The organism is Rhizobium sp. NFR12, from assembly GCF_900108545.1.
GTDB lineage: Bacteria > Pseudomonadota > Alphaproteobacteria > Rhizobiales > Rhizobiaceae > Neorhizobium > Neorhizobium soli.
The window spans coordinates 919,107-941,779 of record NZ_FNWM01000001.1 but is presented as its reverse complement, the minus strand read 5'-3'; the positions used below and the strand labels follow the sequence as shown (position 1 = coordinate 941,779).

The following is a 22,673-nucleotide window of genomic DNA, read 5'->3' as shown; positions in this document are numbered from 1 at the left end:
AAAGGAAATTTTCGATGATGAAACTTGTGACGATTGCCACGCTGACGCTTGGCCTTGCAACATCGGCATTCGCTCAAGGTGCATCCGGTGGATCCGCAGGTTCCGGCGCGTCTGGCGCAGGCGCTGCATCCGGAACGAGCAGCGGCACAACCGGCCAGACGCCGTCCAACACACCGTCCAAAACGCCGTCCAATAGCGCCAACGATGGGACGACCACGGGCAGCACGGATTCCAAGAGCATGACGACCGGAAACGGCACGAGCAAAGGCGGCTGCGACACGACGGGTGTCGGTGGCGCACCTTCGGCAACCAGCGGTTCGACCGACGGTTCCGGCACCACGACGAACAACTGCTGATCATCTCCGGCGCCGGGTTCAGACCCGGCGCTTTTTCTTGCCCGCCAAAACCGCCAGACAGCTCGAGCCACAATTCCTCCCGCAAATTGCCGGGTTTTCGCCGCAATTCAATGTCCGGGCAGACCCTGGGTTGCCGACACCTTTCGAAAAGCAATTTTTCCACGGTGTAGTCTGAATAGGCGTTCAGACTACGGCGATAAAACCTCCATCAATCCGCCGTGATTGAGAGCGACGCTCTGATCGTACCTCGAAACACCACGGGGAAAGGAACCAGGCATGTCGATCATGAAGAAGACCATTACTGCTGGCATTGCGGCTCTCTCAGTCGCCGGCGCACTTGCTGCGACGGCACCGGCAGCGCAGGCCCGCGATCACTACCGTCACCACGGCGACGATGTGCTGCTGGGTGCCGCGGCAGGGATTGCCGGCGGCCTGATCGGCGGCGCGATCGTGTCCGGATCGCAGCGTCCGGTCTATGTGGAGCCGCAGTACGAATATGCTCCGCCGCCACCGCCGCCGGTCGTCTATCGTCGCGCCTATTATGCCGCACCGCCACCACCGCCGCGTTGCCACCATGAATGGGTGGAAAACGAGTATGGCGAAGCCTACCGCGCACGGGTCTGCTACTAGAGCGTCCAGGCGTCCATCAAGATTTGCGATATGGCGGTGCGATGCACCGCCGTTTTTCGTTTTGGGCCGCCACTCTGCGCGACCATTACCTTGGGGATCGCCGTCCGTGTGGCTGCCGCTCGGAGGGCTGACGACGCGAGAAAATCCCCTGTGACGTGAGTGCCTACCGGGTCGCAGCTAGCGGACAGCCTGCGTCGTTTTGCAGAAGAACCTTGACTTTCGACGGCAAATCAACCAAATGCATGCCAGCTTTCACCTTCCGGCAGCCGCGTGAGCTGCCCCGCGTCCATACTGACAGCGCGAAGAAGGAACAAGGCGCACAGATAGATCGCCCTCGGGATGAGGGTTCAAGCGCTGGAAAGTAATTTCCAACACACAAGTTCCCAAATCACGCGGGGTTCTTGACGCCACAAGCAGCCCGGATGGCATGGTGCCATTTCGGAGCGTCCGCTTTTGGCGCCCCGAAAGGTATTCGACTTGACGAATTTTGAATCTCTTGGCGTGTCCAAGCAGATCGTCGCCACGCTCACCGAGCTTGGTTTTGAAACCCCGACGCCGATCCAGGCCCAGGCAATTCCGCTTCTCCTCGAAGGCCGCGACCTGATCGGCCTTGCGCAGACCGGCACCGGCAAGACCGCAGCTTTCGGCCTCCCGCTGATCGAGCGCCTGATGGCCGACGCGACCCGCCCCGACAACCGCACCACCCGCGCGCTGATCCTTGCGCCGACCCGCGAACTGGTCAACCAGATCGCCGCCAACCTGAAGACCTTCATCAAGGGCCGCCCGCTCAAGATCAATCTCGTCGTCGGCGGTGTCTCGATCAACAAGCAGCAGCTGCAGCTGGAAAAGGGCACCGACATCCTGGTCGCCACCCCTGGCCGCCTGCTCGACCTGATCTCGCGCCGCGCGATCGGTCTGACGACGGTTCGCTTCCTCGTGCTCGACGAAGCCGACCAGATGCTCGACCTCGGCTTTGTGCATGACCTGCGCAAGATTTCGAAGATGGTGCCGAAGAAGCGCCAGACCATGCTGTTTTCGGCCACCATGCCGAAGGCGATCGCCGATCTGGCCGCCGACTTCCTGACCGACCCGGTCAAGGTGGAAGTGACGCCTGCGGGTAAGGCAGCCGACAAGGTGGACCAGTTCGTCCACTTCGTGGCCGGCAAGGGTGACAAGACCGACCTTCTTCGCAAGTCGCTGCTCGACAATCCGGATGGCCGCTCGATCGTCTTCATGCGCACCAAGCACACCGCTGAAAAGCTGATGAAGCACTTTGAAAACATCGGTTTCTCGGTCGCCTCGATCCACGGCAACAAAAGCCAGGGCCAGCGCGAACGGGCACTCAAGGGTTTCCGTGATGGCGAGATCAAGACGCTGATTGCGACCGACGTCGCGGCCCGCGGCATCGATATCCCGGCCGTCAGCCACGTCTACAACTACGATCTGCCTGACGTCGCGGAAGCCTATATTCACCGCATCGGCCGCACGGCCCGTGCCGGCCGCGAAGGCATCGCGATCGCCTTCTGCGCACCGGACGAAACGATGCTGCTGCGCGACATCGAAAAGCTGATGAACATCGAGATCAAGACGCTGACCGGCGAGCGCCCTGAGACGATGAACCGTCCGGTTCGCGCCAACGGCAACAACAACCGTGGCGGCGCCAATGCCCGCGGCGGCAACAAGGGCGGCCGTGGCGGCCAGCCACGCGGCAATGGCGGCGGCGGCGAAGGCCGCGGTGCCGGTGCTGCCGGCGAAGCCCGGGGCCCGCGCCGCGAACGTCCGGCCCGCAAGCCGTTCTTCGCTGGTGACGGTGCAGAAGCGCCAAGAAGCCAGGCTCCCCGTTCGCAGGCTGCACGGCCGGCAGCGGCAAGCGTAGCGCCCGACAACGATCTGTCCTCGACTTCGGATTTCCGTCCGGTCAAGAAGCAGTTCGGCAACCCGGGCGCAAAGACTGGCGGTCGTCCTGACAACCGTGGCTCAGCCAAGCCAGCCGGTTCCGGCAACCGCGACCATGCGAGCCACGGCGCGCATGAAGCCGGCAGCCAGCGCAAGGCCCATCAGGGCAATGCGGCCGCCGCATCCGGCGAAGCCAAGCCAAACCGCCACACACCGGCCGCAGCCCCCAAGGGCGACGGTCGCGGCCCGGTCCGCTTCGGCAACGACAACCGCGGCCAGGCCCCCACCGACCACCGCGCCGCCGGCCATCAGGGCCGCAAGCGCACCACGCGCGCTTAACGCGAGAAGCGGTTGAGAGAGTTCAGACGGCCGGGAGAGATCTCGGCCGTTTTTGTGTGGGGTATTGGTATTGGGGGTGGCGCGAGCCGTCTCTTCTCAGCGTCCTGCCACGAAGCGACAGATGCATTTCGGTGCCGATCGACTTCAATCCTCGTCCAGCAGATATGACGCAACGGCGTCTTTCAAATGGATTTCATGTACAATAGTATCCCGCAAATGACTGCCGCATAGACAATCGGGAGGAAATCTTGCTTGGCCCGCTTTTGATTTTCGCACTGTTTTCAACGGACATGAGCTCGGACCGTTTTTCGATTTCGAGAGATTTGCTTCCGTTTGGCGTTCCTGCTGAGTTTGCCGACGGTCGGTCAGCGATTCTCGCCCCGGAAGAGCTGCGAGCCTGCATCATCAGATATGCTGCTGTCGAAAAGGAGCGGCTCCAGCTGAGCATCAAGCGCTTGGCGCTAGCTGTCGACGAATCACACGGTGTCGTCAACAAGCAGCGTCAAAAGAGTGCTCCGAAAGACAGTTTGGACATGCAACTGGACGAGATCGAGAAATCGGTTGCCGAACAGAACGATTTGACAAAAAACACACGCGAATTCTTGCGGCTACGAGCCAACTTCTTTGCGGAATATCTTGCCTTTGCCGATGACTGCGGCTCCAAAACGTACCGCTCTTCCGACGTGCGGACGTTGTTTCCAAACGGCGTCCCGGATTGATGTGGTCGGCTGGTGCGGTGACGGCCACAAGCAGTCATTGGGGTTGCTGAAATTTGTGCATTCCTTACTTTCTCCATAGAGTATGGAGAAGACCCACGCTGCAGGTAAGGCAAATGCCGCTACAAACAAGCTCGATGGGTCGCAAACCGGAGACAAAGTTTCTGATCAGACCGCATCATCGCCGCGATCTACCACTGCTAATGGAACGAGAAACCATGCTTATACCTGGCGTTAAAGATACGATCACTTACACTATCGTTTTGGTAGAAGCGATAATGGTATTATCGTTTTTCAAGCAGTACACGAATATCATATACCTTAGTGGATTGGCGAGTATAGCAGCTGTTGTCACTCTCCGAATAAGGCACGCACGTTATACATATACACCATTTTCAAATAAAAACGATCCTGACATCAGGCTTAAAGAAATAAGATGGGCAATTGTAATTTTCCCAATAATATTTATCGTAGGTCAAAGCTTTAAGGCGGTTGTCTCACCTGGTGGTTTCGCACACGGCAATGTTGGTATCATCATGTTTTTAGCAGCGGCGTTTGCTTGGGCATTGCTTGAGGGATTTCTTCGCATACGAATAAAGTAAGCAATAATTTTAGACATGAGTGAGCATCAGTATTTAGCATTTTCGATGGCTTACTCCTCGAACTATTGCATCGACAGAGTCGCCGATCGGAATTAAAATTGTTACGCACCCTCCTAGCTGCTGCAACGAAACGTTCTCATCACGGAGCAAAGCTGGCAAGCTCGCCTTCCGGCCCTAAGCTGACATCGACCTATCATCATTGCGAGCGCATTTGCACGTAAACGGTGCGGTGGGTTTCGCATCATCTACCTAATTCCCAATTGTTTGCGAAGAATACAATGCACCATACGCCTTTCTCCGAATACAGGCCGCGGAATGTACTTTGCTTCCTTGGATCCGTAGACGGGTTCCAGGATTTACTGCAGGCTGCAAAAGACGCCATCAAAGACTTTGCTACGGATTTCGAAATCGACATGGAATCCACTCAGGACGCTCCGGACGTCCGCATGAGCGAGAGCTTCGCGGTTTTTTGGGATCAGGTACACGAAGACGCGTGGCACCAACATGACGTCGAGGCGGTTATCAGCCATGGATGCGTCGTTTATGTCGTCGGTCCGCACATGGAGGCTGCGGAAGCTCCTGCCGTTTCGCTGACAGCTCTTAGGCTGGTGGAGCGATTGCTTGCGGCTGGCGCGACCGCTGCGAAGGGGGAAAGCGCTGGCGTCGCGCATGGAGCCGCCCGGTGGCGGCAGCTGGCGCAGGAAGCGGAAGGCGCGGAACCTGGCGCGGCTACTAGAGCGTGCCGTCTAGCCTTTGCAAAGAGGCCGCTTACCGATGGATACTACTTATCTAGCGTGGGCTTTCATCTTGTAGGTCTACCGGAGGTGTTCGTACGGAGCAACTCATCCGTAGATGAGCTGGCACTCAGTGCGATGATCGACAGCGTCGCAGACGAGATGGCAGCGGACGGCGTAGAAGCAGTAGTCGCACGCTACGGCGCGGAGTTGAAGGCCATCAACGAATATGAAGAAGACGACTTCAAATACAACCCATTCGGCGGCGTCTATTTCTTCACAGGGGTACATTGAAACGCTGACGTCGTTCTAGCGGCCAAGCTCGACGCCTCCAGTCCACTTCGAGCACATAGCTCCCTAACTCTCCTTCTGGCCCATAGCCGTCATCACTGCGGGTAGTAAGATCGCCCATGACCACCCAATGCGTGTGATATTAGGAAAATAAGGATGTCGAAATTCGATAAGCTTAAAGCCGTAGGTCATAACATCGCGGACTCATTGGCGTCTGGGATGGGCCTTATGATCGGCGTTTATATGACGGATGTTTACGCTGAAGTTGCGTCCGCCCCTGAGGGTTATATTGACGTAGACTTCTTATCCGGAGGAACGTCTGGCGGATTGGTCAGTCAATCCTTTGCAAATGCCGTAAAGGAATACCAAAAAGAACTACCGCATCTTTGTGACCGGCATGGGATTACGGCGCAAGACTTCCGCAGACTCTCGGCTCGGTTTTCGGGGCAAGGCGATCTGCGCGGCTTCAGCGTTACGACGGAAGACAATCAAGGCCGAACTTGCATCGACCAATTCCGTGGAATTCCTGGCAAGCGGGTCAAAGAATTGGATCATATGGGAAGAGTTCGGCCCAAACGATCATGACCGTTTCTGGCGCAAAGCTACCGAGTTCGGATTTCGGCCATTGCAGTCGAATACGTTTCCCTAGGTTTTGTTGACAAATAGATTCTCGGTTGGCTGCAACCGGATTTTGTTTATCCCTGTAGGCAGCGCGTTTGCCCACCGACAGGCTAACTTTTGCGTTCAGATTGACTTAGGTGTCGCAGTTGAGCACAAGTGGCGCTTGCATCAACAAAATGCGCGTGGCGCGACCGCCGCTTATTCAATGTCTTCAGATTTTACTGCCTACAGCACCAATGATCTTCTTCGCATGATATATGACGGAGAATACCATGGGAAAGACTTTGCTTACAATGCGCTTTGGGGAACCGTGTTTGGACGATGGCGCAAGGGGATTGACCTAGAGCCGCTCATCGCACTTCTTCAATCGGAGAAATCGGGCGAGCGCGAGCGCGGGGCTTTTTATCTTGATGAGGCTGACCCGCCTGCGGACCGTATGGCCGACGTTGTGATCAAGCTGGCCGATGACCCCGTGGGCCACTGCCGTTGGCGGTTTGTGGCTTATGTGACAAACTCCCGGCTCTATAGCGATGCCTTTGCGGATCGCCTTGCCGCTTGCCTCCTGGACCGCGATCTCTACGTGAGGGCGCGAACGATCTACTGGGCGGTTGTTGTCGACGACAATACGTTCGCTCACTTTTCAGAAGCAGTACTCTCCGGGGCGGGAAGAAAGCCGTACAACTTCAGCAATCTCGAGAATACGGCATTTTGGCGGGAGTCGGAGCGTAAACGTGCAGCGCGCGGCATCGAAATCGCTCAGCGCCTTCGCGCAGGAGAATCGGTTAAAGGCATTCGCGAAAGTGTGCCTGAGGAAGATAGTAACAGTTTCGACGACCTTGCCTTTCTTAATCACGCAATAAAACGCGCCCTTGAGCGCAGAGCCTCAGAAGCGAGGAGCGCCTCCGGTCCGTGATATAAGGCCAGAAAAACCGATGACGATTCACAACTGACCAAAAAAGTGACTCGAGGTTGCTTTTAGGAGCAGTCATGATCCGGTCATTGACGTATTGGATCAAGCTTGAATACGTTTCACTTCCGCAATTGGCGCAAAGCTGCCCCCGGCTCACTCCCCATACCCGCCAGCGATCGGGCTGCTTGCACAGAAGCCAGCTTCCTATTCCACTACTTCTTCTTCTCTTGATCCCTATGCCACTTGATGGCGAAGAACATGCCGGTGCCGAGCACGATGATCTTGAGCGGGAAGAAGACGATCGGGAACCAATCCCACATTTCGGTGATATCCAGGCTTTGATTGAACTAACGAGCGTGGCGGAGCAGTACAACAGAACGGCTGCGCGCAACATCCGCCATGTTGACGCAGTGGAGGAGCCGGAGAGGCCCAGCCTCAAAGGGCCCTCACACCGCCCTCGCCTTGCGGTTCACCAGATACACGCCGAGAACTACGATCGCGGTGCCGGCGATCATGGGGAGCGTCAGTGGTTCGTGAAACAGGATTGCCGCTTCCACGGCAACGACCGGCGGCACGAGGTAGATCAGCGAGGCGGCCCGTGAGACCTGGCCGCGGCGGATGAGATAGAGGAGCAGCGCCACTGCGCCGAGCGAGATGCCGATGACGGACCAGGCCATGGCGGCGAGTGCCTGGGTGGTCCAGTCGAAGCGCATGGGCTCGATCAGATAGGCGACCGGCAGCGTCACGATGAACGCTCCGACATATTGCAGCGTGCCGATGGCAACGAGGTTGCCCTGCTGCAGGTAGCGCTTCTGGTAGATCGTGCCGTAGGTGACCGACCCCATCGCCATGAGATTGAGGAGAAGCGGCAGGCCGAGCCCGGTCATGCCGGCCGACAGGCTTCTAAAAAGCTGCGGCGAGATGGCGATGAAGATACCGGCAAAGCCGAGCGCGAGGCCGAGCTTCTGCCGGCGGGAAAGCGTTTCGCTAAGCAGGAACGGCGCGACCGCCGCCGTCATCAGCGGCTGCAGCCCGGCAATGATGCCCGACAGCCCCGAGGGCACGCCCTGCCCGATCGCATACCAGACGCCGGCGAGATAAAGCCCGTGCAGAAAAATGCCTGAAAGCACCGCATGGCCGATCTCGCGTCCGGTCTTTGGCCACGTGACCCGCAGAGCAAGCCCGAGACAAAGGAAGACGACGGCCGCCAGTGCATGCCGGGCGGCCAGAAAAGTCACGGGGTCCGCATGGGCGGACGCATATTTGGCGACGATCCACCCGGTCGACCACAGGAAAACAAAAACGGCCGGAGCCAGACGGTCGAGCATCGGAATGTTCCGGAGAGTGGCTTTGACAAGGCCAGTGGACGGGAAATGATCCGGCGTCTGATTAGGCTGTGGCGGCGACGCGGTCAAAGTAGAAATACTCACCGTTCCCATCAGCGCATCTGACGGTGTGCGACTAAGATCCGGTCTCCGGTGTGATCAGCGATGAGGCAGTTGCTGTTTTGACGAGCGGTCTTTCTACGACCGAAGATGAGCCGTCGCTAATTCCATCGGCAGTTGCCCTTTTTGATCGTCGTTCAGGCCCTATCTCACCGCATCAGGACGGGTCGTATATTTGTCATACGCAACTGAGCATGGTTCTTGCATTGCCAATGCCGTTGTATTCTTATGACCAAAAATGGGGAACATACCTTTGGCATTTGATGAAATGTTAACCGCGGACGACCAGCCGCGTCTGCCCTATAAGACCTACCACGATTGGTATGCCAGCCAGGATACGGCGCATCTGATCCGCAAGACGCAGGATGCCGAAAACATCTTCCGCAAGACCGGCATCACCTTCGCGGTCTATGGTCACGCCGACAGTTCCGAAAAACTCATCCCCTTCGACATCATTCCCCGCATCATTGCCGCCCGTGAATGGCGCAAGCTCGCGCAAGGCATCGAGCAGCGCGTCGTGGCGCTTAATGCCTTTCTCGACGACATCTACCACAAGCAGGAAATCATCAAGGCCGGCCGCATTCCGCGCGAGCTGATCGAGAAGAACGTGGCCTTTCTGCCCGAAATGATCGGCTTCAAGCCGCCGGGCGGCGTCTATACGCACATTGTCGGCACCGATATCGTGCGCACCGGCGAGGACCAGTTCTACGTGCTGGAAGACAACGCCCGCACCCCGTCCGGCGTCTCCTACATGCTGGAGAACCGCGAAACGATGATGCAGATGTTCCCCGAGCTGTTTACCCTGAACAAGGTGCAGCGCGTCGAGGATTATCCGCGCCAGCTGCGCCAGTCGCTGGCCTCGCTCGCCCCGCCCGGCTGCAAGGGACGGCCGCGTGTCGCGGTACTGACACCCGGCATCTACAATTCCGCCTATTACGAGCACTCGTTCCTGGCCGACCAGATGGGCGTCGAGCTGGTTGAGGGATCCGACCTTCGCGTCATCGATGGCAAGGTGAAGATGCGCACCACGCGCGGCTACGAGGCGATCGACGTGCTCTACCGCCGCGTCGATGACGACTACCTCGATCCGCTGACATTCCGGCCGGATTCGGCGCTTGGCGTTCCCGGCATCATGGATGTCTACCGCTCCGGCAACATCACCATCGCCAACGCGCCGGGCACCGGCATCTGCGACGACAAGGCGATCTATTCCTACATGCCTGAGATCGTCGAGTTCTATACCGGCCGCAAGGCGCTTCTGGAAAACGTGCCGACCTGGCGCTGCTCGGAAGCCGACAGCCTCAAATACGTGCTCGAGCACCTCGAGGAACTCGTGATCAAGGAAGTGCATGGATCGGGCGGCTACGGCATGCTGGTCGGCCCGACCGCGACGAAAGCCGAGCGCGCCGAGTTTGCCGCAAAGCTGAAGGCGCGACCAACCAACTACATCGCCCAGCCGACGCTGGCTCTGTCCACCGTGCCGATCTTCGTCAACAAGGGCGTTGCCCCCCGCCACGTCGATCTGCGCCCTTATGTCCTCGTGTCCGACAAGGTGAAGATCATTCCCGGCGGATTGACACGCGTGGCCCTGAAACAGGGTTCGCTTGTGGTCAATTCCAGCCAGGGCGGCGGCACCAAGGACACATGGGTACTGGAAGATTGAGGGCGTAAAACATGCTGGGAAGAACTGCAAACGGCCTCTACTGGATGTTCCGCTACATCGAGCGTGCCGAAAACATCGCCCGACTCGTCGATGCCGGCCTGCGCGTCTCGCTGACGCGGGCCGGATCCTCCGACGAGGACTGGCACGGCGTTCTGGAAAGTGCGGGCGTGCGCGATGCCTATAAGCAGGTACATGCCAAGCTGACGGCAGCCGACGCTGTGGATTACCTCCTGCGCGACACGGCCAATTCGTCGAGCGTCCTGTCGTGCATCGAATCGGGCCGCAACAATGCCCGCATGGTCAGAACTGCCCTGACGCGCGAAACCTGGGAGGCCACCAACGAAGCCTGGCTCGATCTCAAGGCACGGCTTGCGCGCAACCTCAAGGCCACCGAACTGCCGGAACTGATTGACGTCATCAAGCACCGCTGCGCCCTCATCCGCGGTGCCTTTCACGGCTCCATGCTGCGCAACGATCTCTACAATTTTTCGCGCATCGGCACCTTTATCGAACGGGCCGACAACACGAGCCGCATTCTCGACGTGAAATATTACGTGCTTCTGCCCTCCGTCAGCCAGGTCGGCGGCGCGCTTGATAATTTCCAGTGGGAATCGATCCTTCGCTCGGTTTCCGCACACCGCTCCTATGGCTGGGTCTATGACGGCGACTATCAGGCCGGCAATATCGCCGACTTCCTGATCCTGAAAGTTCAGATGCCGCGCTCGCTTGCCTATTGCTACGAAAAGATCGTCAGCAATCTCGGCTACCTGCAGCGGGAATACGCAGAGCGGCACACGGCCCACGACACGGCCGACGCGATCCGCGCGACGCTGACGCGGGGCTCGATCACCGAGATCATGGATCACGGCCTGCATGAGTTTCTCGAGGAATTCGTATCGCGCAACAACCAGTTGAGCGCCGAAATTTCGCAAGGCTATCGCTTTTACCAGTAGGACGGGCCGAGTGGCGTCCCTTGAGGATTTGAAACAATGCGCCTGAAGATTTCCCATACGACGGAATATACCTATGACGAACCGCTGCCCTACTCGCTGCAGCGGCTTCGCCTGACGCCGACCGCAGGATCCACCCAGAAAATCATCAACTGGACGGTGAGCGTGGACGGCGCCACGGTTGAGGCAGGCTATGCCGACCAGTACGGCAACCGCGTCGAACTGGTGTCGTCGGAAGGCGGCGAGAACACGATCCGCATCGTCGCCTCGGGCGAAGTGGAAACCGTGGACAAGGCCGGCGTTTTCGGCACCCATCAGGGGTTCTGCCCGCTCTGGCTGTTTCTCCGCGAAACCCCGCGCACGGCAGCCGGCCCGCTGGTAAAGGCGCTGGCAGAAGGCCTGACCGGCGACAGCGAACTTGCCCGCATGCATGGGCTGATGGAAACGATCCACGAGACCGTAGCCTATACGCCGGGCACCACGACGACGGAGACCACCGCCGAAGAGGCGCTTGCCGCAAAGACCGGCGTCTGCCAGGACCACACCCACATCTTCCTGGCCGCCGCACGGTTGCGCGATATCCCCGCCCGCTACGTTTCCGGCTATCTGCTTATGGAGGGCACGACCGAACAGGTGGCGACGCATGCCTGGGCGGAGGCGCATATTCCGGGCCTCGGCTGGGTGGGCTTCGATGCGGCCAACGACGTCTGCCCGGACGAGCGCTATGTGCGGCTCGCCACCGGCCTCGACTACCGCGACGCAGCTCCAATATCCGGCATGCGCATCGGCCGGGTCTCCGAGACGTTCGGCGAAAACCTCAAGGTGTCGCTGACGGTGGAGGATGAGGGCCAGACTCAAGCTCAAGGCTCACAGATCCAGGGTTCTCAAAGCCAGAGCGGTGGACAGAGCCAAAGCCAAGGTGGACAGAGCCAGGTTCAGGGCGGGCAGAGCCAGACCACGCAAGGTCAAAGCCAGTCGTGACATCAGGATCGGCTGCCTGAGACAGCCGTCGTTGTTTACGTAAATTTAACCGACTCTCCCGCAAGCCCGGCACCATCCAGGCATGATTGTCTGCGCCGATAGCAAGGGAGCGGAAATGCTGCTGGGACAATCGATCTTCCAGTCGGTGCTGACACGGCTGAAGCGCGAGCGCGACGACGAACAACCTGTCGAGGCGGCAGCGGATTTCCGCGTCCGCGGCCTTGGAACGGGTTTCGTCGTCTCGACGACCGACGAGGAACCCGAGACAGGTGCGACTGGCGACACCAACGCCTATTTCGCAGACCTCGCCGACATCTCGGAACTGGAACCGGGAGCCGGCACGCAGCAAGAGATGGAGGTGCAAGCTCCGCCTTCGCCAGGTGATTTCACATCCGAACCCCCGCAGCCGCAGCCGGTCGATCCGGTAGAACCGTCTATACCTGTACACCTGACCCGGTTGACGACGGATGAGATTGCCGGCGAACTTGCTATTGTCGACGTCGACACGGAAGCCACGCTCAACGACAAGCGAAGACGGTTTGCCAAGACCAACCATCCGGACGGCGTGGCCGAGCGGTTCCGTCCGGCGGCGACCACGCGGATGCAGATCGCCAACCTGCTGATCGACCAGGCGATCAGGGCGCGGGAAATCCACGCGCGGATGTTCGGCTGATTTTAAAGTTCAGGTCTTGTCGAACGTCCTGTCGGCAGGCCGCTCAGGCGCATTGCGCACCTGCGCATCATCGGCCGGCGCATCCTCGTCTTGTGCAGGCTCGGCCATCGTAACCGGTGCAGCCGGCCGCTTTTCGAGGAACAGCTTGTAGGCCGCATAAAGGCCGAGACCCCCGGAAATGACCGCCCAGGTGACCGAACCGGCATAAAGCTCGAACACAGCCCAGCCGAAGCAGATCGCCGGAATGAGGATCCGCCGCCAGAGCGGCCCATAAAACGGGTGGTTCGGATCGATCATGCGTGCCTGCTCCCCTCGCGGCCAGATACGGCCCTTCCCCGACGATATCCCTGTCCCCAGCGAAAATTGCAAGGGATCACTCCCACTTTCCCTCTCCCCGACGCAGCCCCGCGGGACGCCCACGGCCGCTATCTTGCCCACAGGCTGCGATTTCCCGATTTTGCCAATTGATGCCGCAAGCATCCTGGGTTAAGAACCGTCTCATCGGACGAAGCGAGTCATCGCTTTTCGGCATGCACCCGTAGCTCAGCTGGATAGAGTGTTGGATTCCGATTCCAAAGGTCACAGGTTCGAATCCTGTCGGGTGCGCCATTTTCTCTTTGAGTTCCTCCACATGAGAAGCAATCGGTCACCACCAGCCTATGGTGAAAATCTCGTTTTGCTTTACAACCATTAACTTGACGTTAGTCAAGTTTGCGGCACATAGATACCTGAAGTGCTCGATCTAAGATTGTAATAACGACACTCGAGCAGCCCTAGCCTCTCCGGCATAGGGACGGTCTTGCCATGATGGCAGGCACCCTGAGGGGGTTAACCGTAAACGTGATCCGATCATTGCTAGTCTTTCATCGATCTGCGGCGCAGTTCGAAGCGCTAGCCCATGCTTGTGGGGCTCTACGTGACCAGTATTTTGACCAACATCGCTGCAACAAATGCGCTTCAGACCTTGCGCACACTGAATTCGAACATGGAGCGCACGCAACAGCAAGTCAGTTCGGGCCTAAGGGTTCAGACCGCCGCCGACAATGTCGCGTACTGGTCCATTTCGACGACGATGCGGTCCGACACCGACGCCATAGCAGCCGCCAGCGATGCGCTCGGGCTCGGCACCGCCAAGGTGGACACTGCCTATCAGGGCATGGAGGCCGTGATCGATGTTCTGGATGAGTTCAAAGCCAAACTCGTCACCGCAAAAGAGACCAGCGTCGACAAGGGGCAGATCCAGCTCGAATTGGACAAGTTGAAAGAGCAGGTCGTCTCCATCGCCAACGGCGCGAGTTTCAGCGGAGAAAACTGGCTGAACACCGACATTGCCGACATCTATGACAACACGATCAACAAGTCGTCCGTGGTGTCAGGCTTCACCCGGACTGCATCCGGGGTATCAGTTCAGAAAATGGAATCTGATCTCTCATCGATTTCTCTGTTCAACACCACCGGTGGCGGCCTGCTTCAAGCCGATGCGCGCGATGCCTATACGGTCGGCGGAATCCGCTATCCGACCTCCTATTCCAGCTACTCCGACTCGACGGTATACTATACCGATGACGGGTCTATGGATTGGATGACCCCGGAACGATCCACCGGCAGTGCCGGCCTCTTCGCTCTGAACAATTTTCCCGATGAAGCGCCTCTCGATTTCAACACGGCCGGTTCGAACATCAGCTTCACACTCCTGCTTGACAAGGAAGTGGAGGACCCAAGCCAGCTTCCCGGGCCCTACTTTGGAGGAGTGAGCACTACGATCACAATCACCAAGGCTGACGTGGACGCCTATGATGCCAGTCTTGGTGGAGTCATATCGACCAACACGCAGTTCGCAGGCGTCCTCAACAGGCAGTTGAATCCACTCGGCGCCTTGGTTTCAGCCGACTCCTTCATGTACGATCCCCCGGATTCAAAAAATCGCGTCCACGATCCCAAGAAAATGAGCATCATGACGCTCCAGAAAAATGGTGACGGATCCTATGTCGGCATCTCGAACCTGAGTAGCACTGGCGTCAGCAACGGTGGTTTGAAAGAGAATTCTGCCTATGGCTTACGTGGGTCGAGCTTAAGCCTCGAGTTCCAAGACTTCACTCTATACAATGACGGCGAGAACGAAGACGGTATCGAGATCAACTTCAATTTCGCGGTCAATGGTGCGTCCCAGAAATCCTATTCCTTTGATCGCACCTATGTGAATACGCTGCTGAACAAGACCGACGGTACGGTCGCGACCGCAGAGGAGATGGAAACTCTGCTGCACTCGCTGCTCGACGCCGATTGGCCAAACCTAGTCATCGAGGCGACGGATGCCACCCACGTCACCATCAAGTCAGATCCCGCAGTCGATCGGAAATGGGGAAGCGGAACAAGCATAACGTTCAGCCAAATCCGCGTCAGCAACGAGCCTCGTCCGGCGCTCGACTTTATCGACATCGAAGAGAACCCCGACAATATCGACAATTATCTGAGCTACATCGAAACCGCGAAATCGAGGGTTGTCGACGGCGCCGCGTTCCTTGGTTCGCTCCAGCAGCGTCTCGACATGCAGACAAGTTTCAACTCAACCCTCATGGACAATATCGAAAGCGGTGTAAGCCGCCTTGTCGACACGGACATGGAGGAAGCCTCTGCTAGGCTGTCCGCAATCCAGACGCAGCAGCAACTTGCCGTTCAGACGTTGCAGATCGCCAATAGCAGCAGCGAGACGATTATGCAGCTCTTCAACTCCTGAACGCACCTGGAGCGCTGGCCGAAGTTCTTTCACGGATCCAGCCCTCCTTTCATTCTCTGGTCGACATCGTCATGACCAGGCGTTCGGTGGTTCACCGCGCTTCCGCTGTGGCGCGTATCGAGACCACCCTGCCCTACACCATTGCCACCATCTGGCCGCTCACGGCACCGGACGCCCTCTCGCCGTACGAGGCGATGCCTCAGGCTCCACATCCACCAGCATGTCGTCACACTCGAGACAGGTCATGCAGATCCCGCAGCAATCCTGATCGAACTCCTCCACGGATCTTGGTTGTCGACAGCAGTCGCAGATGGGCGAGCCCGGGCCGGCGACCCGGGTGGGAGACAGAATTTCCATGACGTTGCCATCGCGTGCGTGCGCAGAGGTATCTGCCATCGCAACCTCCCTATTTCAGTTGATGATCATAAGATGGGAGCGACTAGCTCAAGAATCCAGAGAGGGCGTACAGACAGGAAGCACCTGAACCATCACGCGTTTGTTGCGTTCCTTCGGTAGATCTGGAGATGACCGCATGAAACGAACACTCATCGCCTTCGCCCTCTCGCTCGCAACCTCGCAGGTGTTTGCCATGGACAGCCTTTCACACCTCGAATGGAAAAAGCGTGTCCTCATCCTTTTCGGTGACAAGGGCGATGCATCGATTGCAAGACAGGTCGGCATCCTGACATCGCAAAAGGCGGAATTGGCGGAGCGCGACATGGTTGTGCTGCAGGTTACCGGAGATGTCGTGGAGACGATCTATGGCGACGCCGACCGGATCGACGCGCGCAGGCTGCGTGCGGAGGCAAATATTGCGGACGGTGCGTTTCATGTCGTCCTTGTCGGCAAGGATGGCGGCGTGAAGCTGAAAAGCGATACGGTCGTCAGCGACGTCGAGATGTTCGACCTGATCGATCGCATGCCGATGCGCCGCGGCGGAAAAGGCTGAATGACCTCGGACGAGGTTGGGGTATCCGTGGCACGCAACGGCGCCAATTCGTTCAACTTTTCGCGACCATTTCGGAAAACGCGGGCATATCCCCGATCGACATTTGCGTTGCGACGCGTTCACCCTACCTTAGGCGCCTAGGCCATGAATTGAAGGAGACGATGACAGATGAGCGCCGAATTCGGTCCGTACGTGCAGATGGGTAAGCTTGCTCAGGTGATGGCCCACCAGTACCAGAAGGACACCAACCTCGCTTTGGCGCCCCTGCTGTCGCATTACATGGACGAGGTCGAGGTCAACGTGGCCGCCGACAGTTTCAACCACTCCGGTTTCATGAACAATATCCGCGGGCCGCTCAAGGTCACGGCTGACGCAACGACGGACGAGCGGCGCAAGGCGTTCCTGCAGGCCGTCGTTGATGCGCTTCAGGAGCGCATGCAGCGCGTATAGGCCCTGCGGCAGCAGGATTCTTCCAAGACTGAACTCATAAGATCTGATGCAACGCGCCTTTTCGCGCACGTGCCGGCGTTGCGCTGTGCACGGCGCGGATGGTCGTGGAAGACGGAGGGGTTGCCATCAGAATACGGTCTCGGCACAGCTGTTAGGCGGACGATCGGCCTTAACAACCGCCCTGATCACCGCGTCAGTTCACGAATCGACATACTTGGACATGCAAAATGAGTTCCCATTTCGCGTTTTTATGGTGCACTAGGTCTCAAAGATATTCGAGGGATCGATTCCGGTCCTTTTTGAGAGAGTTTGCGCCATGGAAAATCCGATCCCCCTGAAACGCATTTCCCAAAATGTCGTCTTTCGCAAAGGTGACGTGTTTGTTCTGTTCGGCGAGCTGTTCGGGCGCGGTTACGCGACCGGGCTGATCGAAGAGGCCAAGCGTGCGGGCATGAAGATCGTCGGCATCACCGTCGGGCGCCGCGACGAGAACAACGCGCTGCGTCCGCTGACCGATGACGAACTGCAGGCTGCGGAAACGCAGCTCGGCGGCAAGATCATCAACGTTCCGCTGATGGGGGGCTTTGATCTCGACTCACCGGCCGGCACGCCGACCCCGACCGATCTTCTGGCCGATATGACGCTCGAAAGCTGGCAGACCGACAAACTGGACTGGGATCACATCGAGGCATGCCGCACAGTCGGCGTGGAGCGCTTCCGGGATTCGCTGACGAAAGTCATGGCGATCCTCGAAGACATGATCCCGGCCGGCAAGAATGTCTTCTTTGCTCATACGATGGCGGGTGGCATTCCCAAGGCGAAGGCGTTTCTCGTCATCGCCAACCGGATCTACAAGGGCCGCGGCGCCCGCCACATGTCCTCCCAGACGCTGCTCGACAGCGACATGGGCAAGCTGATCCTTGCAAACTTCGACGAGGTTTCCGCCAACACCTATCACCACCTGATCGAGCTCAGCAGCGCCATCCGCACGCGGATCGAAGCAGCGGGCAACCAGGTGCGCTACACGGCCTATGGATATCACGGCACCGGCATCCTGATCGGCGACGAATATCGCTGGCAGACCTATACCAACTACACGCAGGGCTATGCCAAGATGCGGCTTGAGGATGTAGCGCGCAAGGCCTGGGCCGATGGCATCAAGGCGACCGTCTACAACTGCCCGGAAATCCGGACCAACTCTTCCGACGTGTTTGCCGGTATCGAACTGCCGCTCATCCCTCTCCTTCTCGCATTGAAGAAGGAAGGCGGCGGCGCCTGGGCTGAAGAACTGTGGCAGGCCTGCCAGGAGCGCCTGGCAGACGGCTACACGGTTGAAGACACGCTGCAGAAGATCATCGATCTTCAGGCAGACGAAGTCATGCAGCCCTTCTACGATTTCAAGCGTTGGCCGATGCCAAACAGCCAGGGACAGTCCGATCTCACCATCGGCACCTCGGCCGAGATCACGCAGATGCACAAGGACAGCAAGGTTCTGATCAGCGATCTGCTGAGCACCCTGGTCGTCGAGGCAACCGGACAGCTGATCTTTGCGGAAACCTCGAACCCGACCGGTCCTGTCGTGTGGCTCAACCACGACATCGTCGCCCGCAAGCTCAATTCGACCCATGAGTCGAATGCGAATGCAGGCGTGACCGAAAAGGTCAGAATGCTCGCCTGAAAAAGGCCGCTGCACTCCATCGTGCCCGCCGACCCCGCGTCGGCGGCACCATCGATGCAAAGATACTCCCTGACAGTCGCCCGGCATCGCGCTGCGCCTCAGGCCCTATTCCGGGTCTTGCCCTGACGGTTGCTCCGGCCTACCAAGCCTTGAACGATCAACCACCCTTGATCCGTCTAAGACGCCGGATGGGTGAGGCATGGAAACCGTGATGGCAGACGAGGACAGGCAGACCACATCCGGCGAAACGATTACTCTTTACGAGGCGATCGGGGGTGATGCGACGGTTCGGGCCCTTGCGGCGCGCTTCTACACCCTGATGGATACGCTGCCGGAAGCTGCCCGCTGCCGAGCCGTTCATCAGCAAAGTCTGACGGGAAGTGAAGCGAAGTTCTATGACTACCTGACCGGCTATCTCGGCGGCCCGCCCGTCTATGTGGAAAAACACGGGCACCCTCGCCTTCGCTCGCGCCATTTCGGCGCTGAGATCGGACCGGTGGAGCGCGACGAATGGTTGCTGTGCTTCCGCCGCGCCATGGACGAGACGATCGCAAGCCCGGCCCTGCGCGACATCATCTGGCCGCCGATCGAGCGGCTGGCTCATCACATGCAAAACAGGGAATAGAGCCTTGGCGAGACTCGATAAACTGCGGCCGTTCATTCTCTTTGCGAGCGGTCTGATGGGCGCCTGCGGCGTAGGCCTTGCGGCTGCCGCAAGTCATGGCGGCGATACGCTTTTGCTCGGGTCTGCCTCGATGATGTGCCTGGCGCACGCGCCGGTGCTGCTCGCTGTTTATCTCGGACATCAGCAGATCCGCACAGCGACGCTGGCCGGTCTCATTCTGGGCCTTGGGACGATCGTGTTTGCGGGTGATCTGGTGGCGCGTCATTATCTCGGAAGCCGACTTTTTCCGTTTGCCGCGCCGCTCGGCGGCAATCTTATGATTCTCGGCTGGCTCGCAATCGCGATCGGAGCGTTTTTGCGCGCCGAGGCCCGGCGCTAGAACGTCCGGGTTTTGCTCGAAGGTATCGATCTCGGCAAAGCCGTATCCTGCGAGCGGTCCATCGCGAGCCGGTAAAGCTCGGTCGCCATGCCGTCGCCGCTCTGTTCGGCGAGCTTGTGCAGGACCGCCATCGCGTCGAGATCCCGCCCCTCGCGATCGAGAATAGGCTGATCAGGATAACCTGTTTTCATCATTGCGATCCTTGATTGTCTGCAGCGCCCGCTCAAGGCTTGACTTCGACCCGTTGCGCAAGGGGATGAAGGTGACGCCGAACTTCTTGCATCCGGTCTTTACCCGCAGACACGCATCGTGGCTGATACAGTCGATCGGGCAGAACACGCAGTCAACCGAGGGAAGCACCGTATCGATGCGGGAAACCGCCTCGCGCAACCCACCGTCGTGATGGATCAGTTCCGCGCCGTGGCGGGTGGCGATGGCGCGCAGATGGGCCACCTGGCAGTCCCGGCCGCCGACATAGAGAAAGCTGCGGATGTCGACCACTTCCCCGCCGATCCCGGAGGCGCCATTGGCAGCGCTGCGGTTCGAGGATGCCGCAGCATCGGATGCGGCATTGCCGCCACTCGTGTTTTTCCGCTTCTGTTTCTTCGCCATGATGCTCTCCGTATTGGCCCGGAATAATTCGGGGCAAACCCCGTCGTTGGCGCACCATATGAAACTTGAATTTGAGAGTAAAGATTAAAGTCGACTCTTTCACTCATATTAATTCAGGGACGCAGCCCGCGTCGTTTTCGACCGACACGCGCGCCGAATGGCAGTTTTTCTGCTCACGTAGCGTATGGTAGCGGACCGTGGTTTTTAGGGGCATTGATAGGGCAGGCCGGCGTCGGCTTACAGCTCGATCAACGAAGCCTCGGGATTCACAGCAGTTTTAGCGTACCCTATACTGAGCATTTGCTCAAAACCGAGAATAATTTCAAACCCTAGCGTGTACTGTCAGTTTTCGCCCAAGTCCGGACAAATATTCGCCCGCTATTTTAACCAGCGATTAGCGCAATTACGGCAATAGGTTAGGTGGGCGTCCTCGCGCATGCCGAGAATTGGCGGGTTGGGATGTATTGTTGGGCAAGTTGAAGTGGTGTGCACTATGGCAATTCGGGATATGGCTATTTCGAAGAAACTCGGCCTCGTTACCGTCGTAATGGGCCTTTCTTCTCTTATTATTGCAGGCGTTGCGGGAAGCGGGCTCTATGGCCTGCAAAAGGCAATCATTTCAGTCGGCGCGCGTGAAGAAGTCGCTCGTGAAGCGATGGATCTTCGGGTCGACATTATCGCAATTAGCCGCATGACCTATCAGCTGGCCGCGGCGCCGGACAAAGCCAAGGATTTCCGCATCGACGCCGAAAAGCGCGCCGGCGAAATGCTGGCGCGCCTGCCGAAGATCGAAGCAACCGCAGACGCTGCCGAACAGGATCAGCTGAAGACGGTGAGAGCCGCCCTCGACAGCTATTTCGTCTCGATCCGCAGCATGGTGGACACCGCCGAAAAGAATGCAGCCGACACCGCCGCCATCTCGGCTGCGCTGAAAAAGGCGCTGGATGGCCAGAAGGTCGTCACCGACTCCGTCAAGGTCTACAGCACCTATTCGGGCAAGGAACTGGCTGTGGCCCGCGAAGAAGCCGTTGCGTCCTCGACCACCGCCATGCTGGTTTCGGCGCTGTCGGCCCTCGCCTTCATCATCATCGGCGCCACGATCAGCACGATCGTCGCACGCCGTGGCATCGTTCGCCCCATCCGCGAGCTGACCGAAGCCATGACCCGCCTTGCCAAGGGCGATATGAACATCGATGGCGTCGACGCAAGCCGCGGCGACGAAATCGGCGCGATGGCCCGTGCCGTCGAGGTATTCCATACCAACGCTGTCGCCATGACCGACCTCAAGGCACAGGAAGCAGCCCTTCACGAGCGTTCCAGCGACCTGCAGACGTCGATTTCGAAAGTTGTCGCATCCGCTGTCGCCGGCGATTTTTCCGGCCGCATCCGCAAGGACTACCAGAACGAAGACCTCAACCGCTTCGCTTCGGGCGTCAACCAGCTGGTGGAAAGCGTCGACAATGCCGTCACGGAAGTTCGCCGCGTCATCGCAGCGCTTGCCGATGCCGACCTGACCCAGAGCATGAACGGCCAGTTCCAGGGTGCATTTGCCGAGCTTCAGACCAACGTCAACTCGACGATGGACCGTCTCAGCGCCACGATGAGCAACGTGCGCGGCGCAGCCGGCACGATCAATGACAATTCCGCCGAACTGTCTTCGGCGGCAAACGACCTCTCCAAGCGGACCGAGCAGCAGGCTGCAGCGCTTGAAGAAACGGCAGCCGCCCTCGACGAGATCACCACGACGGTGCGTGCCGCCTCTGCCCGCGCCACCGAAGCCCGCGACATGGTCTATGAGACCAAGCAGAGTGCGGCAAAGTCGGGCGAAATTGTTCGCAGCGCCGTCACCGCCATGAGCCGCATTGAAGACAGCTCGACGAAGATCAGCCAGATCATCGGCGTCATCGACGAGATTGCCTTCCAGACCAACCTGTTGGCGCTGAACGCCGGCGTCGAAGCCGCCCGCGCTGGCGAAGCCGGTCGCGGCTTTGCCGTCGTCGCTCAGGAAGTGCGTGAGCTCGCCCAGCGCTCCGCCAATGCGGCAAAGGAAATCAAGACGCTGATCAGCGCCTCGGCTTCCGAAGTCGCAGGCGGCGTTTCGCTGGTGCGCTCGACCGGTACAGCACTTGTCGAGATCGAAAGCCTGGTCAACAAGGTCAACGAACATGTGGAATCCATCGCCACGGCTGCCCGCGAGCAGTCGACGGCGCTGGCCGAGATCAACTCCTCGGTCAACCACATGGACCAGATGACCCAGAAGAACGCCGCGATGGTGGAAGAAACGACGGCGGCGAGCGAGACGCTTGCAGCCGAAAGCCGGCAGCTTCAGGCGCTTCTTTCCAACTTCAAGCTGGAAGGCGGCAGCGATCTCGGCGGCATGGCACGCCGGATGCGCGCGGCCTGATAAAAGCCTGGACAATCAGACCGTAAAATCCC

Annotated in this window: 20 protein-coding genes, 1 tRNA gene and 3 pseudogenes; 20 read left to right on the top strand and 4 right to left on the bottom strand. The window is 58.8% G+C overall.

The annotated features are described in order from the left end of the window. Positions 1–14: 14 nt before the first annotated feature. The 8 genes and pseudogenes from BLW69_RS04570 to BLW69_RS04535 all read left to right on the top strand — a co-directional run bounded on the left by BLW69_RS04570 (position 15) and on the right by BLW69_RS04535 (position 7,098). Positions 15–356 carry a hypothetical protein gene (locus tag BLW69_RS04570; RefSeq protein ID WP_062455440.1) on the top strand — a complete coding sequence of 114 codons (342 nt, stop codon included), beginning with the start codon at positions 15–17 and terminating at the stop codon, positions 354–356. Between the two features lie 276 nt (positions 357–632). Then, on the top strand, positions 633–986 hold the full coding sequence (locus BLW69_RS04565; RefSeq protein ID WP_062455439.1) for a hypothetical protein: 354 nt from the start codon (positions 633–635) through the stop codon (positions 984–986). Between the two features lie 427 nt (positions 987–1,413). Further along, positions 1,414–2,903, top strand: a pseudogene (locus BLW69_RS04560) (DEAD/DEAH box helicase); the annotation flags it as partial. A gap of 566 nt (positions 2,904–3,469) precedes the next feature. Next, on the top strand, positions 3,470–3,940 hold the full coding sequence (locus BLW69_RS04555; RefSeq protein ID WP_092660199.1) for a hypothetical protein: 471 nt from the start codon (positions 3,470–3,472) through the stop codon (positions 3,938–3,940). A gap of 113 nt (positions 3,941–4,053) precedes the next feature. After that, positions 4,054–4,539: a hypothetical protein gene (locus tag BLW69_RS04550; protein ID WP_113469203.1), complete on the top strand. Its 486-nt coding sequence runs from the start codon at positions 4,054–4,056 to the stop codon at positions 4,537–4,539. Positions 4,540–4,817: 278 nt separating this feature from the next. After that, positions 4,818–5,567 carry a hypothetical protein gene (locus BLW69_RS04545; RefSeq protein ID WP_092660195.1) on the top strand — a complete coding sequence of 250 codons (750 nt, stop codon included), beginning with the start codon at positions 4,818–4,820 and terminating at the stop codon, positions 5,565–5,567. Between the two features lie 153 nt (positions 5,568–5,720). Beyond that, on the top strand, positions 5,721–6,149 hold the full coding sequence (locus BLW69_RS04540; RefSeq protein ID WP_092660193.1) for a hypothetical protein: 429 nt from the start codon (positions 5,721–5,723) through the stop codon (positions 6,147–6,149). Between the two features lie 199 nt (positions 6,150–6,348). Further along, positions 6,349–7,098 (top strand): hypothetical protein, encoded by a 750-nt coding sequence (locus BLW69_RS04535; RefSeq protein ID WP_139283789.1) that lies wholly within the window; start codon positions 6,349–6,351, stop codon positions 7,096–7,098. A 443-nt stretch (positions 7,099–7,541) separates the two neighbouring features. On the opposite strand, the gene BLW69_RS04525 is transcribed toward BLW69_RS04535, so the two are convergent. Then, the gene (locus tag BLW69_RS04525) at positions 7,542–8,423 is read right to left on the bottom strand and encodes a DMT family transporter (protein WP_092660187.1); all 882 of its coding nucleotides are present in this window, start codon (positions 8,421–8,423) and stop codon (positions 7,542–7,544) included. Positions 8,424–8,793: 370 nt separating this feature from the next. On the opposite strand from BLW69_RS04525, the gene BLW69_RS04520 reads away from it, so the two are divergent. The 4 genes and pseudogenes from BLW69_RS04520 to BLW69_RS04505 all read left to right on the top strand — a co-directional run bounded on the left by BLW69_RS04520 (position 8,794) and on the right by BLW69_RS04505 (position 12,807). After that, positions 8,794–10,203 carry a circularly permuted type 2 ATP-grasp protein gene (locus BLW69_RS04520; RefSeq protein WP_092660185.1) on the top strand — a complete coding sequence of 470 codons (1,410 nt, stop codon included), beginning with the start codon at positions 8,794–8,796 and terminating at the stop codon, positions 10,201–10,203. Positions 10,204–10,214: 11 nt separating this feature from the next. Further along, the gene (locus BLW69_RS04515; protein WP_062455418.1) at positions 10,215–11,156 is read left to right on the top strand and encodes an alpha-E domain-containing protein; all 942 of its coding nucleotides are present in this window, start codon (positions 10,215–10,217) and stop codon (positions 11,154–11,156) included. Between the two features lie 36 nt (positions 11,157–11,192). Then, positions 11,193–12,017: pseudogene (locus BLW69_RS04510) on the top strand (transglutaminase family protein); the annotation flags it as partial. A gap of 232 nt (positions 12,018–12,249) precedes the next feature. Next, positions 12,250–12,807 carry a hypothetical protein gene (locus BLW69_RS04505; protein WP_092661047.1) on the top strand — a complete coding sequence of 186 codons (558 nt, stop codon included), beginning with the start codon at positions 12,250–12,252 and terminating at the stop codon, positions 12,805–12,807. Positions 12,808–12,816: 9 nt separating this feature from the next. Here the strand turns inward: BLW69_RS04505 and BLW69_RS22685 are convergent, their stop codons facing one another. Next, positions 12,817–13,104 carry a DUF3329 domain-containing protein gene (locus BLW69_RS22685; protein WP_175487240.1) on the bottom strand — a complete coding sequence of 96 codons (288 nt, stop codon included), beginning with the start codon at positions 13,102–13,104 and terminating at the stop codon, positions 12,817–12,819. A gap of 235 nt (positions 13,105–13,339) precedes the next feature. Between BLW69_RS22685 and BLW69_RS04495 the strand changes: the two genes are divergently transcribed. From BLW69_RS04495 to BLW69_RS04465, 7 genes are all read left to right on the top strand, one after another. Next, positions 13,340–13,416 (top strand) — tRNA-Arg (locus tag BLW69_RS04495). A 307-nt stretch (positions 13,417–13,723) separates the two neighbouring features. Then, positions 13,724–15,544 carry a flagellin N-terminal helical domain-containing protein gene (locus tag BLW69_RS04490; protein ID WP_092661045.1) on the top strand — a complete coding sequence of 607 codons (1,821 nt, stop codon included), beginning with the start codon at positions 13,724–13,726 and terminating at the stop codon, positions 15,542–15,544. Positions 15,545–16,076: 532 nt separating this feature from the next. Further along, positions 16,077–16,493 carry a DUF4174 domain-containing protein gene (locus BLW69_RS04485; protein ID WP_092660181.1) on the top strand — a complete coding sequence of 139 codons (417 nt, stop codon included), beginning with the start codon at positions 16,077–16,079 and terminating at the stop codon, positions 16,491–16,493. A gap of 168 nt (positions 16,494–16,661) precedes the next feature. Continuing rightward, positions 16,662–16,943: a hypothetical protein gene (locus tag BLW69_RS04480; protein WP_062455296.1), complete on the top strand. Its 282-nt coding sequence runs from the start codon at positions 16,662–16,664 to the stop codon at positions 16,941–16,943. A 316-nt stretch (positions 16,944–17,259) separates the two neighbouring features. Continuing rightward, a complete protein-coding gene (locus BLW69_RS04475; RefSeq protein WP_092660179.1) occupies positions 17,260–18,621 on the top strand; it encodes an enoyl ACP reductase FabMG family protein in 1,362 nt (453 codons plus the stop codon). Between the two features lie 199 nt (positions 18,622–18,820). Continuing rightward, positions 18,821–19,246: a group II truncated hemoglobin gene (locus tag BLW69_RS04470; protein WP_244508738.1), complete on the top strand. Its 426-nt coding sequence runs from the start codon at positions 18,821–18,823 to the stop codon at positions 19,244–19,246. A gap of 55 nt (positions 19,247–19,301) precedes the next feature. Next, positions 19,302–19,625, top strand: a complete 324-nt coding sequence (locus BLW69_RS04465; protein WP_092661042.1) for a DUF423 domain-containing protein — start codon at positions 19,302–19,304, stop codon at positions 19,623–19,625. On the opposite strand, the gene BLW69_RS04460 is transcribed toward BLW69_RS04465, so the two are convergent. Next, positions 19,622–19,816: a hypothetical protein gene (locus BLW69_RS04460; RefSeq protein WP_092660177.1), complete on the bottom strand. Its 195-nt coding sequence runs from the start codon at positions 19,814–19,816 to the stop codon at positions 19,622–19,624. The genes BLW69_RS04465 and BLW69_RS04460 overlap by 4 nt on opposite strands. After that, positions 19,797–20,123, bottom strand: a pseudogene (locus tag BLW69_RS04455) (DUF2325 domain-containing protein); the annotation flags it as partial. The pseudogene BLW69_RS04455 and the gene BLW69_RS04460, both read right to left, overlap by 20 nt. Before the next feature lie 607 nt (positions 20,124–20,730). Between BLW69_RS04455 and BLW69_RS04450 the strand changes: the two are divergent. After that, positions 20,731–22,641, top strand: coding sequence for a methyl-accepting chemotaxis protein (locus BLW69_RS04450; RefSeq protein ID WP_062582721.1), 1,911 nt, complete (start codon positions 20,731–20,733; stop codon positions 22,639–22,641). Positions 22,642–22,673: the final 32 nt, after the last annotated feature.